Origin of the sequence: Nonomuraea aridisoli (assembly GCF_003236395.1) — a bacterium.
Taxonomy (GTDB): Bacteria; Actinomycetota; Actinomycetes; order Streptosporangiales; family Streptosporangiaceae; genus Nonomuraea; species Nonomuraea aridisoli.
The window spans coordinates 1-13,085 of record NZ_POUD01000267.1; the positions used below are offsets into that span (position 1 = coordinate 1).

Annotated in this window: 13 protein-coding genes and 2 pseudogenes; 5 read left to right on the forward strand and 10 right to left on the reverse strand. The window is 73.2% G+C overall.

What is annotated here, in order from left to right:
* The 3 genes and pseudogenes from C1J01_RS39070 to C1J01_RS53315 form a co-directional block, all read right to left on the reverse strand.
* Positions 1-548 (reverse strand): annotated as a pseudogene (locus C1J01_RS39070) (ABC transporter permease); the annotation flags it as partial.
* Positions 545-1,456, reverse strand: coding sequence for an ABC transporter ATP-binding protein (locus tag C1J01_RS39075; RefSeq protein WP_111183995.1), 912 nt, complete (start codon positions 1,454-1,456; stop codon positions 545-547). The gene C1J01_RS39075 and the pseudogene C1J01_RS39070, both read right to left, overlap by 4 nt.
* A gap of 5 nt (positions 1,457-1,461) precedes the next feature.
* Positions 1,462-2,082 (reverse strand): TetR/AcrR family transcriptional regulator, encoded by a 621-nt coding sequence (locus C1J01_RS53315; RefSeq protein ID WP_268958783.1) that lies wholly within the window; start codon positions 2,080-2,082, stop codon positions 1,462-1,464.
* A gap of 146 nt (positions 2,083-2,228) precedes the next feature.
* On the opposite strand from C1J01_RS53315, the gene manA reads away from it, so the two are divergent.
* The 3 genes and pseudogenes from manA to C1J01_RS39095 all read left to right on the forward strand — a co-directional run.
* Positions 2,229-3,410, forward strand: coding sequence for a mannose-6-phosphate isomerase, class I (manA, locus tag C1J01_RS39085; RefSeq protein ID WP_235854954.1), 1,182 nt, complete (start codon positions 2,229-2,231; stop codon positions 3,408-3,410).
* A gap of 110 nt (positions 3,411-3,520) precedes the next feature.
* Entirely contained in the window at positions 3,521-3,904 is a 384-nt protein-coding gene (locus C1J01_RS39090; protein WP_111183996.1) for a hypothetical protein, read from the forward strand.
* A 90-nt stretch (positions 3,905-3,994) separates the two neighbouring features.
* Positions 3,995-4,591, forward strand: a pseudogene (locus C1J01_RS39095) (flavin reductase family protein); the annotation flags it as partial.
* Between the two features lie 57 nt (positions 4,592-4,648).
* Here the strand turns inward: C1J01_RS39095 and C1J01_RS39100 are convergent.
* The 6 genes from C1J01_RS39100 to C1J01_RS39125 all read right to left on the reverse strand — a co-directional run bounded on the left by C1J01_RS39100 (position 4,649) and on the right by C1J01_RS39125 (position 9,628).
* Positions 4,649-5,161 (reverse strand): flavin reductase family protein, encoded by a 513-nt coding sequence (locus tag C1J01_RS39100; RefSeq protein ID WP_111183997.1) that lies wholly within the window; start codon positions 5,159-5,161, stop codon positions 4,649-4,651.
* Between the two features lie 74 nt (positions 5,162-5,235).
* Complete coding sequence (locus tag C1J01_RS39105) at positions 5,236-5,760, reverse strand: NADPH-dependent FMN reductase (RefSeq protein WP_235854955.1); 525 nt, start codon at positions 5,758-5,760, stop codon at positions 5,236-5,238.
* Complete coding sequence (locus tag C1J01_RS39110; RefSeq protein ID WP_111183998.1) at positions 5,750-7,093, reverse strand: LLM class flavin-dependent oxidoreductase; 1,344 nt, start codon at positions 7,091-7,093, stop codon at positions 5,750-5,752. The genes C1J01_RS39105 and C1J01_RS39110 overlap by 11 nt, the downstream gene beginning before the upstream one ends.
* Positions 7,090-7,788: an ABC transporter ATP-binding protein gene (locus C1J01_RS39115; RefSeq protein WP_111183999.1), complete on the reverse strand. Its 699-nt coding sequence runs from the start codon at positions 7,786-7,788 to the stop codon at positions 7,090-7,092. The genes C1J01_RS39110 and C1J01_RS39115 overlap by 4 nt, the downstream gene beginning before the upstream one ends.
* A complete protein-coding gene (locus C1J01_RS39120) occupies positions 7,764-8,582 on the reverse strand; it encodes an ABC transporter permease (protein ID WP_111184000.1) in 819 nt (272 codons plus the stop codon). The genes C1J01_RS39115 and C1J01_RS39120 overlap by 25 nt, the downstream gene beginning before the upstream one ends.
* Positions 8,582-9,628 carry an ABC transporter substrate-binding protein gene (locus C1J01_RS39125; RefSeq protein WP_111184001.1) on the reverse strand — a complete coding sequence of 349 codons (1,047 nt, stop codon included), beginning with the start codon at positions 9,626-9,628 and terminating at the stop codon, positions 8,582-8,584. Before C1J01_RS39125 ends, C1J01_RS39120 begins: the two co-directional genes overlap by 1 nt.
* 245 nt (positions 9,629-9,873) lie before the next feature.
* Between C1J01_RS39125 and C1J01_RS39130 the strand changes: the two genes are divergently transcribed.
* Positions 9,874-10,833 carry a glycoside hydrolase family protein gene (locus C1J01_RS39130; protein WP_111184002.1) on the forward strand — a complete coding sequence of 320 codons (960 nt, stop codon included), beginning with the start codon at positions 9,874-9,876 and terminating at the stop codon, positions 10,831-10,833.
* A gap of 3 nt (positions 10,834-10,836) precedes the next feature.
* Here the strand turns inward: C1J01_RS39130 and C1J01_RS39135 are convergent, their stop codons facing one another.
* Positions 10,837-12,429 (reverse strand): FAD-dependent oxidoreductase, encoded by a 1,593-nt coding sequence (locus tag C1J01_RS39135; protein WP_111184003.1) that lies wholly within the window; start codon positions 12,427-12,429, stop codon positions 10,837-10,839.
* A 68-nt stretch (positions 12,430-12,497) separates the two neighbouring features.
* Here C1J01_RS39135 and C1J01_RS39140 point away from each other — a divergent pair.
* Positions 12,498-13,085: helix-turn-helix domain-containing protein (locus C1J01_RS39140; RefSeq protein ID WP_111184007.1), on the forward strand; the 588-nt coding region annotated here is incomplete at its 3' end.

Consider the following 13,085-nt stretch of genomic DNA (forward strand, 5'->3'; position numbering starts at 1 on the left):
GTGGTGAGCTGCGCCACCACCGCGCCCACCGCCGCGAACGCCCATCCTGACGCGGCCAGCCCGAGCCCGAACGCCAGCGAGCCTCCGACGGGCAGCCCGGAGGCGACCAGCGCCAAGGCCGACACCAGCCCCGCCGTCAGCGCGGCGGCGCAGGTCACGGTCAGCGCCGCGGCCAGGCCGGCGTGCCGGCCCACGACGGCCGCGCCCACGAGTTCGCCGCGTCCCGCCTCCTCCTCGGCTCGGGTGTGCCGGATGACGGTGAGCAGTGCGACCAGCGCGATGACGACCGGCACGAACCCCGCCCGCCAGGTCACGAGCTGCCCCAGGTCATGGCCGTCGAGCGCACCGTAGACGACGGTGAAGGCCGTGTTGTGCAGGCTCGTCTCGGCGTACTCGCGGCGGTCCTGCTCGGTCGGGTAGGCGGTGGTGAAGGCGGTCACGAACGCCGGCGGGGCGAGGGACGGCAGGACCACCCAGACCGGCAGCAGCACCCGGTCGCGTCGAAGCACCAGGCGGGCGAGCACGGCCGTGCCCGTCAGGGCGCTCATCGCGCCGCCGCCACGCGCTCGGCCGCCCGGCGGTCGTAGTGACGCAGGAACAGCTCCTCCAGCGTGGGCGGCCGGCAGACAAGGCCGCGCACGCCAGCCGCGGCGAGCAGGCGCAGCACCGGCGCGAGCGCCGCCGTGTCGACGGTGAACCACACCCGGCCGCCGTCCGCCCGCACGTCGTGCACGCCCGGCAGGTCCGCCAGCCCGTCCGGGGAGCCTGCGAGATCGGCCTCGATCGACGTACGGGTGAGGTGGCGCAGCGCCGCCAGCGTGCCCGACTCGACCGTGCGGCCGTCGCGGACGATCGTGATCCGGTCGCACAGGGCCTCCACCTCGGCCAGGACGTGGCTGGACAGCAGCACCGTACGGCCGCGCCGCCGCTCCTCCCTGACGCAGTCGCGGAACACCTCCTCCATCAGCGGGTCGAGACCGGAGGTGGGCTCGTCCAGGATCAGCAGCTCGGCGTCGGAGGCGAAGGCCGCGACGAGCGCGACCTTCTGCCGGTTGCCCTTGGAGTAGGCGCGGCCCTTCTTGCGCGGGTCGAGGTCGAAGCGCTCCAGCAGCGCGGCCCGGCGGCGCGGGTCGTGGCCGCCGCGCAGCCGTCCGAGCAGGTCGATGGCCTCGCCGCCGGACAGGTTGGGCCACAGCGTCACGTCGCCCGGCACGTAGGCGAGGCGGCGGTGCAGCTCGGTCGCCTCGGCCCACGGGTCGCCGCCGAGCAGCCGCACGGTGCCCGCGTCGGCGCGCATCAGCCCCAGCAGGACGCGGATCGCGGTGCTCTTGCCGGCGCCGTTGGGCCCGAGGAAGCCGTGCACCTCGCCGGTGCGCACGGTGAGGTCGAGCCCGTCCAGCGCCCTGGTGCGCCCGAACGTCTTCACCAGGCCGGACACGGAGATGGCGTCGGTCATGAGAGTCATGAGGTAGGCCCCGCGTCGAGGGCGGCGCGGGCGGCCGCGGCCTGCTCCGGGGTCAGGATGGGGTGGGAGTGGACGTCGAGGAGCGCACGCAGCAGCTTGTCCTGGCCCTGCGGGCTGTCCAGGTCGACACCCATGCCGCGCTCGACGTGCCGGGCCAGGACGGTGAGCGACAGCGCCATGGCGGCGCTCACCGCGGCGCGCGATTTCGGATCGACGTCGGGCGGGTCGGGACGGTCGCGGTCGGCCTCGGCGTACCACCGCTCGCCGATCCGCACCATCTCGTCGAAGATCGGCGCCGCCCATCCCTCGGCCAGCGCCCGTGCCAGATAGTGCCGGTAGGGGCCCATGACGGCGACGGGATTGAGGGTGCCGAGCGGCCGGTTCCCGACCTCGTCGTGCAGCCTGAGCATGGTCTTGACGAGGTGCTCGTCGCACGCCTCGCGCAGTGCCTGTTTGGAGCCGAAGTGGTGGCGCACGAGGCCGGGGGACACGCCCGCGGTCTCGGCGATGCCGCGGATGGTGGCGCGCTCGAAGCCGTGCTCGCCGATGTGCCGCATGGCGGCCTCCCTGATCCGGGCGCGCGCCGTCAGGTCTTCGGGATCGGGTGCGGTGGTCACCCAGTTGCTCCTGTTTGACGGTGTAGCTGACTATTCGTACGGATAGGACGCTATACCTATGTATAGCGAGGCGTCCAGTACGGCCCCGAGTACGTGAAAGGGGCGATGGCGTTCTACGCTCCATCACGACGATTGGAGCCGACGCCGTGCCACAGCCCGACCTCACCGCCCCCCTGCGCCTGGTCACCGCCATCCGCCCCTACGACTGGGGTTCGGTCACCGCGCTGCCCGAGTTGTTCGGCACGGAGCCGACGGGCGAGCCGCAGGCCGAGCTCTGGATGGGCGCCCATCCGGGCGCACCCTCGCTCGCCGGGGGCGTCCCGCTGAACGAGCTCATCGCCCGCGACCCGGCCGGCGCGCTCGGCGAGCGCACCGCCGCCCGGTTCGGCGCCGCGCTGCCGTACCTGCTGAAGGTGCTGGCGATCGAGCGGCCGCTGTCCCTGCAGGTGCACCCGACCGCCGAGCAGGCGCGGGCCGGGTACGCCGCCGAGACGGCCAAGGGCATCGCGCTGGACGACTTCGCCCGCACCTACAAGGACGCCTCGCACAAGCCCGAGATGGTGTGCGCGGTCACGCCCTTCCACGGGCTGTGCGGGTTCCGCGATCCCGCCGCCACGGCCGGCCTGCTCGACGGCCTCGGCGTGCCGGGGCTCGCCCCCTGGATCACCACGCTGCGCGGCGCCGAGCCCGCGCGGGCGGTGCGCGAGGTGTTCGCCGCGATGCTGGACGACGCCGCGCGTCCGCTGCGCGCCGAGATCGAGCGGGCGCTGCTCGACCGGCGTGACGGCGGCCTGGCGGTCTACGGCGACATCGCCCGCGCCTACCCCGGCGATCCGGGCATCGCCGCCGCCCTGCTGCTCAACCACGTCAGCCTGCGGCCCGGCGAGGCCCTCTACCTCGGCGCCGGGGTGCCCCACGCCTACCTCGGCGGCATCGGCGTGGAGATCATGGCGAACTCCGACAACGTGCTGCGCTGCGGTCTCACCTCCAAGTACGTGGACGTGCCCGAGCTGATGCGGGTGGTCGACTTCGCGCCGTCCGAACCGTTCGTGGTGGAGCCCCAGCACGATGCGGCGGGCGCGTACGCCTACCGGCCGCCGGCGGCCGAGTTCGCCCTGACGCGGTACGAGCTGACGGGCGAGGATTCCCTGTCGTTGCCGGCGGGTGTGCCGCAGATCGTCCTCTGCGTCGAGGGCGAGGGGCGGCTCGGGGACGAGGTGACGCTGCGGCCGGGGCAGTCGGCGTTCGTGCCGGCGGCCGCGCCGTCGCTGCTGCTTTCCGGAAAAGGGATGATATATCGCGCCGAACCGGGCGACTTTACGATGTAGATCTCAAGACGGAAATAGTGCCACAAGCCCCGGTAAAGCCCGTCTTTTGGCGCTAGGCAGCGGGGCGGCCGCGCGGCGACCATCGTCTTGTCCGAATTGTGGAGGTGACGATGATGATGGGTGGCCGGGTGATCCTGGAGGCGCCCGTGACCGACGTCGAGCTGGCCGTGCTGAAACGGCGCGTCGGCGAGCTCGAAGAGCAGGTGCGCACGCTCACGGCCGCGAACCTCGCCCTCGTCCGCGCCATGGAGGCCATGCGCGAGGAGGCCAGACGCATCCTCACGGGCCCGCCCGCGACCACGGTGCAACAGGCGGCCCAGCCGGTGGCCGCCGGGACCACGGTGCAACAGGCCGCCGAGCCGGTGGCCGCCGGGACCACGGTGCAACAGGCCGCCGAGCCGGTGGCCGCCGGGACCACGGTGCAACAGGCCGCCGAGCCGGTGGCCGCCGGGACCACGGTGCAACAGGCCGCCGAGCCGGTCGCCGCCCGCTGACCCCGTACGCGCTCGCCGGGATCCCGGCGAGCGACCCCGGCGGGAACGCTTCGACCGGGGTTTGACCGTTGCGTTCCTAGGCTCCGGTCCATGTCCATCCACCCAGTGACCGTCCAGCACGTGACCGTTCAGCCCGTGACCGTCCCGCACGTGAGCATCGAGCCGAGCATCCTGTACTTCGGGACGCCGGTCGTGCTGTTGTCCACCGAGAACCCCGACGGCTCGGCCAACCTCGCGCCCATGTCGTCCGCCTGGGCGCTGGGGAGGACGATCGTCCTCGGGATCGGCCGCGCCGGACAGACCGCGCGCAACCTCGCCGAACGACCCGAGCTCGTGATCAACCTGCCGGCCCCGCACCAGTGGGAGGCGGTGGAAAGCCTGGCGCCGCTGACCGGTCGCGACCCCGTCCCGGCCGGCAAACCGGACGGCTGCCGCTTCGAGCCCGACAAATTCGGCGCCGCCGGCCTGCACGCCGTTCCCTCCGACGGCGTGCGGCCGCCGCGCGTGGCGGAGTGTCCCCTGCAGTTCGAGGCGACAGCGGTGAGCGTACGCGCGGACGCGTCCGGCTCGTTCGTCATCGCCGAGGCCGTGGTGTCGAAGGTGCACGCCGACCCCCGCCTCGTCGTCCCGGGCACGAACCACGTGGACCCGGGCGCGTGGAGCCCGTTGATCTACAACTTCCGCCACTACTTCGGCCTCGGCCCCGAACTGGGCCACTCCTATCGCTCGCAGACCCCGCCCGGCTCAGTGGTCGGGGTGGGCCAGGAAACGCCCGAAGCGGCCCTGGTGGTAGAGGAGCGGGCGGCCGGAGCCGTGCACGGCGGCCTCGGCGACCAGGCCGACGACGAGGATGTGGTCGCCGACCGTGACCCTGTCGTAGGGCAGGCAGATCAGGTGCGCTGAGACGTCGTCGAGCAGCGGGGCGCCCAGCGGGCCGGGGCGCCAGCGGGTGGGCGCGGCGAAGCGGTCGGCGCCCTTGCGGGCGAACCTGGCCGCCAGCTCGGCCTGGTCACTGGCCAGGATGTTGACCGCGAAGTGGCCGGCCGCGCCCAGCCGCGGCCAGGTGGTGGAGGAACGGTCGACGTAGAAGGAGACGAGCGGCGGTTCGAGGCTGACGGAGGAGAACGAGGTGGCGGTGAGCCCGACGGGGACGCCGCCGTTCTGCGCGGTGATGATCACGACGCCGCTGGCGTGCGCGGCGAGCGTGCGCCGGAACCGCTCGCCTCCCACCGCGCGGTCGGGAAGGGTGTCGGTCATGCGGGCGCCCCCGCCCTGCCGGGACCTGATGTCACTGACGGCACGATCACGAGAGAGCTCCTCACGGGAGAAGGTCATGGCCGGCCGTCGAGCGCCGCGCGCACGTGCGGCGCGACGGCGGCCTGCCAGAGATCCAGCACCTCCCGCAGCCGCGGGAGGTCCGCCTCGACCAGCGCGAGGCCGGGTGTCGGGACGCTCGCGCCCAGCTCCACCAGGAGCGGGCGCAGGTGGACCTCGACGGCGAGCGCGTGCCGCGGGTCGCCCATCACCAGCACGGGCAGCGCCAGCGTGCCGGCCAGGGCGCGCGACGGCAGCCCGTCCAGGAACACCTTGAGCAGTCCCGTGTAGGTGCCCTTGTACGTGGGGCCGGCCACGACGAGCACCTTCGCCGCGGCGACCCGTTCACGGGCCGCCGTCACCTCCGGCGGCGGCACGGGCGCGAGCAGTCGCGGCGCGAGGGCCGACAGGTCCACCAGCGCGACGGGGTCGTCGTGCCCGGCGCCCTTGGCCAGCGTCTCGGCGATCTCGACCGCGGCGTCGAACGTCCTGGTCCCGCCGCGCGGGTTGCCGACCAGCGCCACCACGCCGTCACCGGGCACGCAGACCACCGCCCGAGAGTGATCCGTACTGGCTGGCGGGTCTGGGCAGGCCGTAGTGGGAGCGCAGGGTGGAGCCCTCGTAGGCGGTCCTGAACAGGCCGCGGCGCCGCAGGATGGGCACCACCTCGTCGGCGAACGCGTCGAACCCGCCGTTCAGGTACGGCGGCATGACGTTGAAGCCGTCGGCCGCGCCGCCGAGGAACCACTCCTGCATGCGGTCGGCGATCTGCTCGGGCGTCCCGGCGGTCACCCAGTGCCCGCGGGCGCCGGCCAGGCGGTGCAGGAGTTGCCTGATCGTGGGCCGCTCCCGGTCGATGATGTCCACCACGACCTGGAAGCGGCTGCCGTAGCCGCGCTGCTCATGCGTGGGCAGCTTCTCCCTCGGCACCGGGCCGTCGAGGTCGTGGCCGGACAGGTCGACGCCGAGGAGCTGGCGCAGCTGCCGCAGCGAGTACTCGGGCTGGGTCAGCTCGTCGAACTCCTTCTGCAGCGCCAGCGCCTCCGCCTCGGTCGAGCCGATGAACGGGCTGATCCCCGGCAGCACCTTGACGAGGTCGGGGTCGCGGCCTTCGGCCTTCACCCTGGCCTTGACGTCGGCGTAGAACGCGCGGGCGTTGCCGAGCGTCTGGTGGGCGGTGAAGATCGCCTCGGCGTGGCGGGCGGCGAACGCCTTGCCGTCCTCCGAGGAGCCCGCCTGCACGTAGACGGGCCTGCCCTGCGGGATGCGCGGGGTGTTGAGCGGGCCGCGGACGCGCAGCCACTCGCCGGCGTGCTCGATGGGGTGGATCTTGGCGTCGTCGGCGAAGACGCCCGACTCGGGGTCGATGACCAGCGCGTCGTCCTCCCAGCTGTCCCACAGCGCGCTCACCACGCGGACGAACTCGTCCGCCCGGGCGTACCGCGACGCGTGCTCCGGGTGCTCGTCGAGGCCGAAGTTCTGCGCCGCCTGCGGGGCGCCGGTGGTGACGATGTTCCACCCGGCCCGCCCGCCGCTGAGGTGGTCGAGCGAGGCGAACAACCGCGCCAGGTTGTACGGCTCCAGGTACGTCGTGGAGGCCGTGGCGATCAGCCCGATCCTGCTGGTGGCCATGGCGAGGGCGGACAACCAGGTGAACGGCTCCAGCCGGAACCGGCTGGCGTAGCGGACGTTGTCCGGCAGCGAGGGCCCGTCGGCGAAGAAGACCGCGTCGAACGTGGCCTCCTCCGCCCGCCGGGCGAGCTCCTGGTAGTAGGTGATGTCCAGCACCCGGTGCGGCTCGGCGCCGCGGAAGCGCCAGGCGGCCTCGTGGTGCCCGGCCGGGTAGACGAACAGGTTGAGGTTGAGCTGTCTCACGTGCGTTCTTCTCCCGTCACGCCGAGCGCGCGCAGCAGCTCGGCTCGGATCTCGGTGGTGTGCCGGCCGCCGTCGAGCCGCTGCTCGGCGGCGATCCTGCCGTGGTCGAGCACGACGACGCGGTCGGCCAGAGCGATGGCCTCGTCCACGTCGTGGGTGACCAGGAGCACGGCGGGCCGGTGCTGCTCGACCAGGCGGCGCAGCAGGGCGTGCATCCTGACCCGGGTCAGGGCGTCGAGGGCGCCGAAGGGTTCGTCGGCGAGCAGCAGCCGGGGCTCGCGGACGAGGGAGCGGGCCAGGGCCACCCGCTGCTGCTCGCCGCCGGACAGCTCGTTCGGCCAGGCGCGTTCCCGGCCGGCCAGGCCCACCTCGGCCAGGCTCTCCCGGCCGCGGGCCGCGGCCCCGTCGAGGCCGAGGACGACGTTGTCCAGCACCCGCTGCCAGGGCAGCAGCCGGGCGTCCTGGAAGACCACCGACACCTGCGCGGGCACGTCCACGAGCCCGTCGCCCGCCACGTCGCCGTCGAGGCCGGCCAGGGCGCGCAGCAGGGTGCTCTTGCCGGATCCGCTCTGCCCGAGCAGGGCCACGAACTCGCCCGGCTCGATCTCCAGGTCCAGGCGGTCCAGGATGGTGCGGGAGCCGTACCGGCGGGTGAGCGCCTCGACGCGGATCAGCCGGCGAGTGTCCGTCGCCATGACAGGGCCCTCCTCTCCACGAGCCGCACGCCGGCGTCGGAGAAGAGGCCGAGCAGGCCGTACAGGACGATGCCGACGAGGATCACGTCGGTCTGCCCGTAGGTGCGCGCGAGGTCCATCATGTAGCCGATGCCGGTGGTGGAGTTGATCAGCTCGGCCACCACCAGGTACAGCCAGGCCGTGGTGACCGCGAAGCGCATGCCGAGCAGGAAGCCGGGCAGCGCCCCCGGCAGGACCACCTTCCTGATGAACGCGCCGCGCCCGAGGCCGACGGTCTCGGCCAGCTCGACGTAGCGGCTGTCGATGCTGCGCAGCCCGTTGTGCGTATGGACGTAGATCGGCACGAACACCCCGAGGGCGATGACGGTGACCTTCATGCCCTCGCCGATGCCGAGCCACAAAATCAGCAGCGGCATCAGCGCGAGCGCCGGAACGGCCCGCTTGATCTGGACGGGCCCGTCGATCACGGCCTCGCCCCAGCGGCTCAGCCCGGAGACCAGCGCGAGCAGCGTGCCGAGCGGGATGCCGAAGGCCAGCCCCAGCAGGACGCGCCAGACGGAGGCGAGCAGGTTGTCCTGCAGCCGGCCCGACTCGATCAGCTCGGCCGCGGTGGTGACCACCGTCCATGGCGCCGACAGGAAGCGGGGGTCGAGCAGACCGGTCGCCGAGGTCACCGACCAGAGCGCGAGCAGCAGCGACGGGCCCACCAGGAAGCCGAGTCTGATCCGCGGGCCGGGCCGCAGCCTCTTGGGCCGGTGGACGGCCGCCTCGGGGCGGGTGGCGACGAGGGTCATCAGGCACCATCCTTGATCGCGTCCGCGCCCACCGGCTGGAAGCGCAGGTCGTACAGGTCCTCGGCCTTGAGCGGCGGGTTGCCGGTCTCCTCGGCGAGGATGTCGATGATCTCCTGGTGCCGGGCGACGGCCTGCGACCAGTCGGCGGGGATGTCGGGCTCGCCGGCCAGCTCGGCCAGGTAGCGTCCGTCGGCGGCGCTGAGGCCCTGGTCCTTGACGTAGTAGCCGGCGATCCACTCCTCCGGGTGCTCGTACACCCAGCGGGAGGCGCGGGCCCAGGCGGCGACGTACGCGCGGATCGCGGCGGCCTTGGCCGGGTCCTGGAGCGTCTCCGTGCGGACGTAGAGGTGGCTCGGGTCGTCGCGCAGCCCGTGCCGGATGGTGGTGGCGCCGTCGCGGCCGAACTTGGCGACGTACCGCCTGATGTTGACGCCGCCGATGGGAGCGACGTCCACCTGCTTGGAGGCCAGGGCGTTGGGGTAGACGTCGCCGGTGCTCGGCAGCTCGACGAGGGTGACGTCGTCCTTGGTCAGCCCGGCCTGCTTGAGGACCTTGAGGACGAGCGCGCCCTGCGCCTGCCCGGGGCTGTAGGCGATCCTCTTGCCGCGCAGGTCGGCCAGGGTGCGCACGGTGACGCCCGGGGCGATGCCGAGCTCGTAGGTGGGGTGGTCGAGGGGGTCCTTGCGGAACTTCGAGGCGACGATCTTCACGTGCAGGCCGGTCCAGGTGGCGTAGATGGCCGGGATCTCGGCGACCGCGCCGACGTCGAGCGCGTCCGCCCGGAACGCCTCGCTGGTCTGGGGGCCGCCGCTGATGTTGGCCCACTCGATGTCGAACGGGAGCGTGCCGAGCTGCCCGGACAGCTCCAGCGCGACCTTGGTGGACGGATCTCCGACGATCAGCTTGGTGCCCTTGGGGACGGTGGCCGGCAGAGGCGCGTCCGGCGCGAGCGCCGCTGCGGCACGCTCGCCGCCCGGAGCGCACGCGACCGACGCGGCCAGCAGGAACGCGGCGAGCACGGGTCGCAGGAAGGAGGAGACAGGCATACGAGATGGCCCTTCACAAGGGGAAACGGGATGTCGTAGGCGGTTTCGAGATCAGCGACACCGCGCGCTGGCGACGTGGCCGTGGTCCACGTGCGGGCGGCGGGTCAGGTTCGCGGCCTGGCTCATGACCTCGAAGCTACGAGCCGTCCCGCCTAAAGTCAATATTTCCTACTGGATATACATGATTAGCGCGAGAGACTGGTCTGGTTTTATGTCAACCACCCGGAAGAAATCGAGGAGCCCCCGTGAACAGGCCGTACCTCCCGCCGATCGACGCCTCCGCCGCCACCGTGGTGTTCGGACCCGAGAAGGAGGAGCCCGGCTACTGGGCCGGCGCCCCCGGCGTGCTGCATGACGGCGAGCGCTTCTGGCTCACCTACCGACACCGCCGCCCCCGCGGCGCCGGCCACGAGCGCGGCTGGCGCTGCGTCGTGGCCGTCAGCGACGACGGCGTGCGCTTCACCGACGTGTGGTCGGTGCACAAGGACGAGCTGCGCACGCCGTCCATGGAGCGCTTCCGCCTGACGCGCACGCCCGGCGGCTACCGCTTGTACCTGTCGTACGTCGATCCCGCCGACAACCGCTGGCGCATCGACGCCCTGGACGCCGGCCATCCGTCACGCTTCGACGTCGCCGGCGCCCGCCCCGTCCTGACCGCCGCCACCACGGGCACCGAGGGCGTCAAGGACCCGTACGTCGTGCAGGACGGGCCGGTGACGTACCTGTTCGCCAGCTACGCCGAGGCGCGCGCCGGGCTGCCCGCCGACGCGCACGCCACGGCCGACGTCTACGCCGTCGGCGCCACCACCCACCCCACGGGGCTGGCCGTCTCCGTCGACGGCGGCGCGAGCTTCCGCTGGCACGGCGAGGTGCTGCCGGTGGGCTCCGGCTGGGACCGCTACCAGGCCAGGCTCAACAGCGTCGTCCCGGCGGCAGGCGGCTACCTCGGCTTCTACGACGGCTCCGCCTCGCACGAGGAGAACTACGAGGAACGCTGCGGCCTGGCCGTGTCGGCGGACCTGTTCACCTGGCGGCGGCTGACGGAGAGCACGCCCTGGAGCCTGTCGCCGTACGGGACGGGTTCTCTTCGCTATCTCGACGCGCTGGTCGTGGACGGGCAGTGGTGGCTCTACTACGAGCTGACCCGCGCCGACGGCTCCCACGACCTGCGCCTGACCAGGGTGAGCCCGGCGGGCTCACCCTGAACCTCACGGGCGGCGGCGGAGCTTGAGCAGGTTGTCGTCACGGGTGCCGCGCCGGCCGTCCGGGATGACCTGGGCGCGTTCGAACTCCTCGCTGCGCAGCACCTCCCACTCCCCCTCGCCGAGCTCCAGGGCGGCGAGCACCTCCTGCGGCGTCGGGAAGTGCACGTCGGGGTGGTCGTGGTCGTGCTCCCAGGACGGCCAGCCCGCGTGCCCGACGACGAGCAGCACCCCTCCGGGCGCGACGGCCGAGGCGGCGGCGCGCAGGATCTTCTCGCGCGGCATGTCGACGGGAGAGTGCAGGTAGCACGCGGAGACCAGATCGTAGGAGCCCTCGGGGAAGGAGGCCCCGAGGTCGTGCCGCTGCCAGTCGACGCGGTCGCCCACGCCGGCCTCGGCGGCCTGGGCGGCGGCGCGTTCGAGGGCGACGCGGGAGATGTCGACGGCGGTCACCCGCCAGCCCCGCCGCGCCAGCCAGATGGCGTCGCCGCCCTCACCGCAGCCCAGGTCGAGGGCGGTGCCCGGCGTCAGGTCGGCGGCCTCGCGGACGAGGGCGACGTTGGGCTCGCCGCTCCAGATCCGCTCGCTCTCGCCGTAACGCCCGTCCCAGAACTCCTCGGCCGGGAGGTCGCCGGCCGGGGGCGTCTTCGCGCGGAGGGCGGCCACGGCGGTGCGGGTCTCCTCGGCGACCAGGTCGGCGTTGATGACGGCTCCGGCGCGCACGCCCGCCGCCGCGGCGGAGATGACCTGGTCCATGAGGTTCGTGACGTTGCCCGCCGCCCACACGCCCGGCACGCTCGTCGCCCCCGACGGGTCGGCCGGGACGTACGTCCCGACGACGTGGCCGCCCATCTCCAGCTCGGCGGTCTCCAGCCCCAGGCCGGCCAGGTGCTCCGTCCGGGCCGTCATGCGTCCGGCGGCGACGAGCACCCGGCGCGGGACCTCGCGCCCGTCCGCCAGCCGCAGGCCGCGCAGGCGCCCGCCGTCGAGGACCGCCTCGGTCACCTCGCCCTCCACCACGGTGACGCCCCTGGCGGCGAGCTCCTCGCGCGCCTCCTCGCCCGGCTCGGGCGCGGTGTGCAGGAACAGCGTCACGTCGTCGCTCCACTGCCGCCACAGCAGCGCCTGGTGCACGGCCATCGGGCCCGTGGCGAGGACGCCGATCGGCTGGTCGCGCACCTCCCAGCCGTGGCAGTACGGGCAGTGCAGCACGTCGCTCCCCCACAGCCCGGCCAGGCCCGGCACGTCGGGCAGCTCGTCCACCACGCCCGTGGTCACCAGCAGCCGGCGGGCCTCGACCGCCGTCCCGTCCTCGCGGGTGACGCGGAAGCGGCCCTCGCCGAGCCGCTCGGCGCCCGTGACGGCGCCCGTCACGATCTCGACGCCGTACGCGGCCAGCTCCTCGCGGGCGATGGCCAGCAGCTCCCGCGGCGGCACGCCCTCGCGCGTCAGGAAGGCATGCACCCCTTGCGCGGGCGCGTTGCGCGGCGTGCCCGAATCGATCACCAGTACGTTGCGCCGGGCCCGGCCCAGCGCGAGTGCCCCGCTCAGACCGGCGGCGCCGCCGCCGATCACCACCACGTCGTATGTCGTGTCCATGGCGCCAACTGTCGCCGCGGCCATGACGATTTGCCAAATTCCGTTGCCGGAATGGCAAACTGGTCGGCATGGATCTCGATGGAGTGCTCCAGTCGGTCGGCCCGCGGCTCCGGGCGATGCGCCAGGAGCGGGGCACGACGCTGGCGGAGTTGTCCACCACCACCGGCATCTCGGTGAGCACGCTGTCGCGGCTGGAGTCGGGGCAGCGCAGGCCGACGCTGGAGCTGCTGCTCCTGCTGGCCCGGGCGTACCAGGTGCAGCTCGACGAGCTGATCGGCGCGCCCGTGACCGGCGACCCGCGCGTTCACCTGCGGCCGGTCGAGCGCTTCGGCATGACGTACATCCCGCTGAGCCGGCGGGCGGGCGGGCTGCAGGCGTTCAAGCAGATCTACCCGCCGCACTGGCCGGGCTACGAGCCCGAGCAGCGGGTCCACGAGGGTTACGAGTGGCTGTACGTGCTGGGCGGTCGGCTGCGGCTGCGGCTCGGCCCGCACGACGTGGTGCTGGGGGCGGGCGAGGTGGCCGAGTTCGACACGCGCACGCCGCACGCCTTCGTCAACCCCGGCGACGAGCCCACCGAGGTGCTCGCCCTGTTCGGCCCCCAGGGCGAACGCATGCACGTCCGCGCCCGCCCCCAGCACCACGTCGTGCGGGCC

Excerpts from the sequence above, each read along its gene's own strand:
- C1J01_RS39075 (WP_111183995.1), bottom strand. The coding sequence starts at position 1,456 with ATGACCGACGCCATCTCCGTGTCCGGCCTGGTGAAGACGTTCGGGCGC.
- C1J01_RS39090 (WP_111183996.1), top strand. The coding sequence starts at position 3,521 with ATGATGATGGGTGGCCGGGTGATCCTGGAGGCGCCCGTGACCGACGTC.
- C1J01_RS39100 (WP_111183997.1), bottom strand. The coding sequence starts at position 5,161 with ATGACCGACACCCTTCCCGACCGCGCGGTGGGAGGCGAGCGGTTCCGG.
- C1J01_RS39115 (WP_111183999.1), bottom strand. The coding sequence starts at position 7,788 with ATGGCGACGGACACTCGCCGGCTGATCCGCGTCGAGGCGCTCACCCGC.
- C1J01_RS39120 (WP_111184000.1), bottom strand. The coding sequence starts at position 8,582 with ATGACCCTCGTCGCCACCCGCCCCGAGGCGGCCGTCCACCGGCCCAAG.
- C1J01_RS39125 (WP_111184001.1), bottom strand. The coding sequence starts at position 9,628 with ATGCCTGTCTCCTCCTTCCTGCGACCCGTGCTCGCCGCGTTCCTGCTG.
- C1J01_RS39135 (WP_111184003.1), bottom strand. The coding sequence starts at position 12,429 with ATGGACACGACATACGACGTGGTGGTGATCGGCGGCGGCGCCGCCGGT.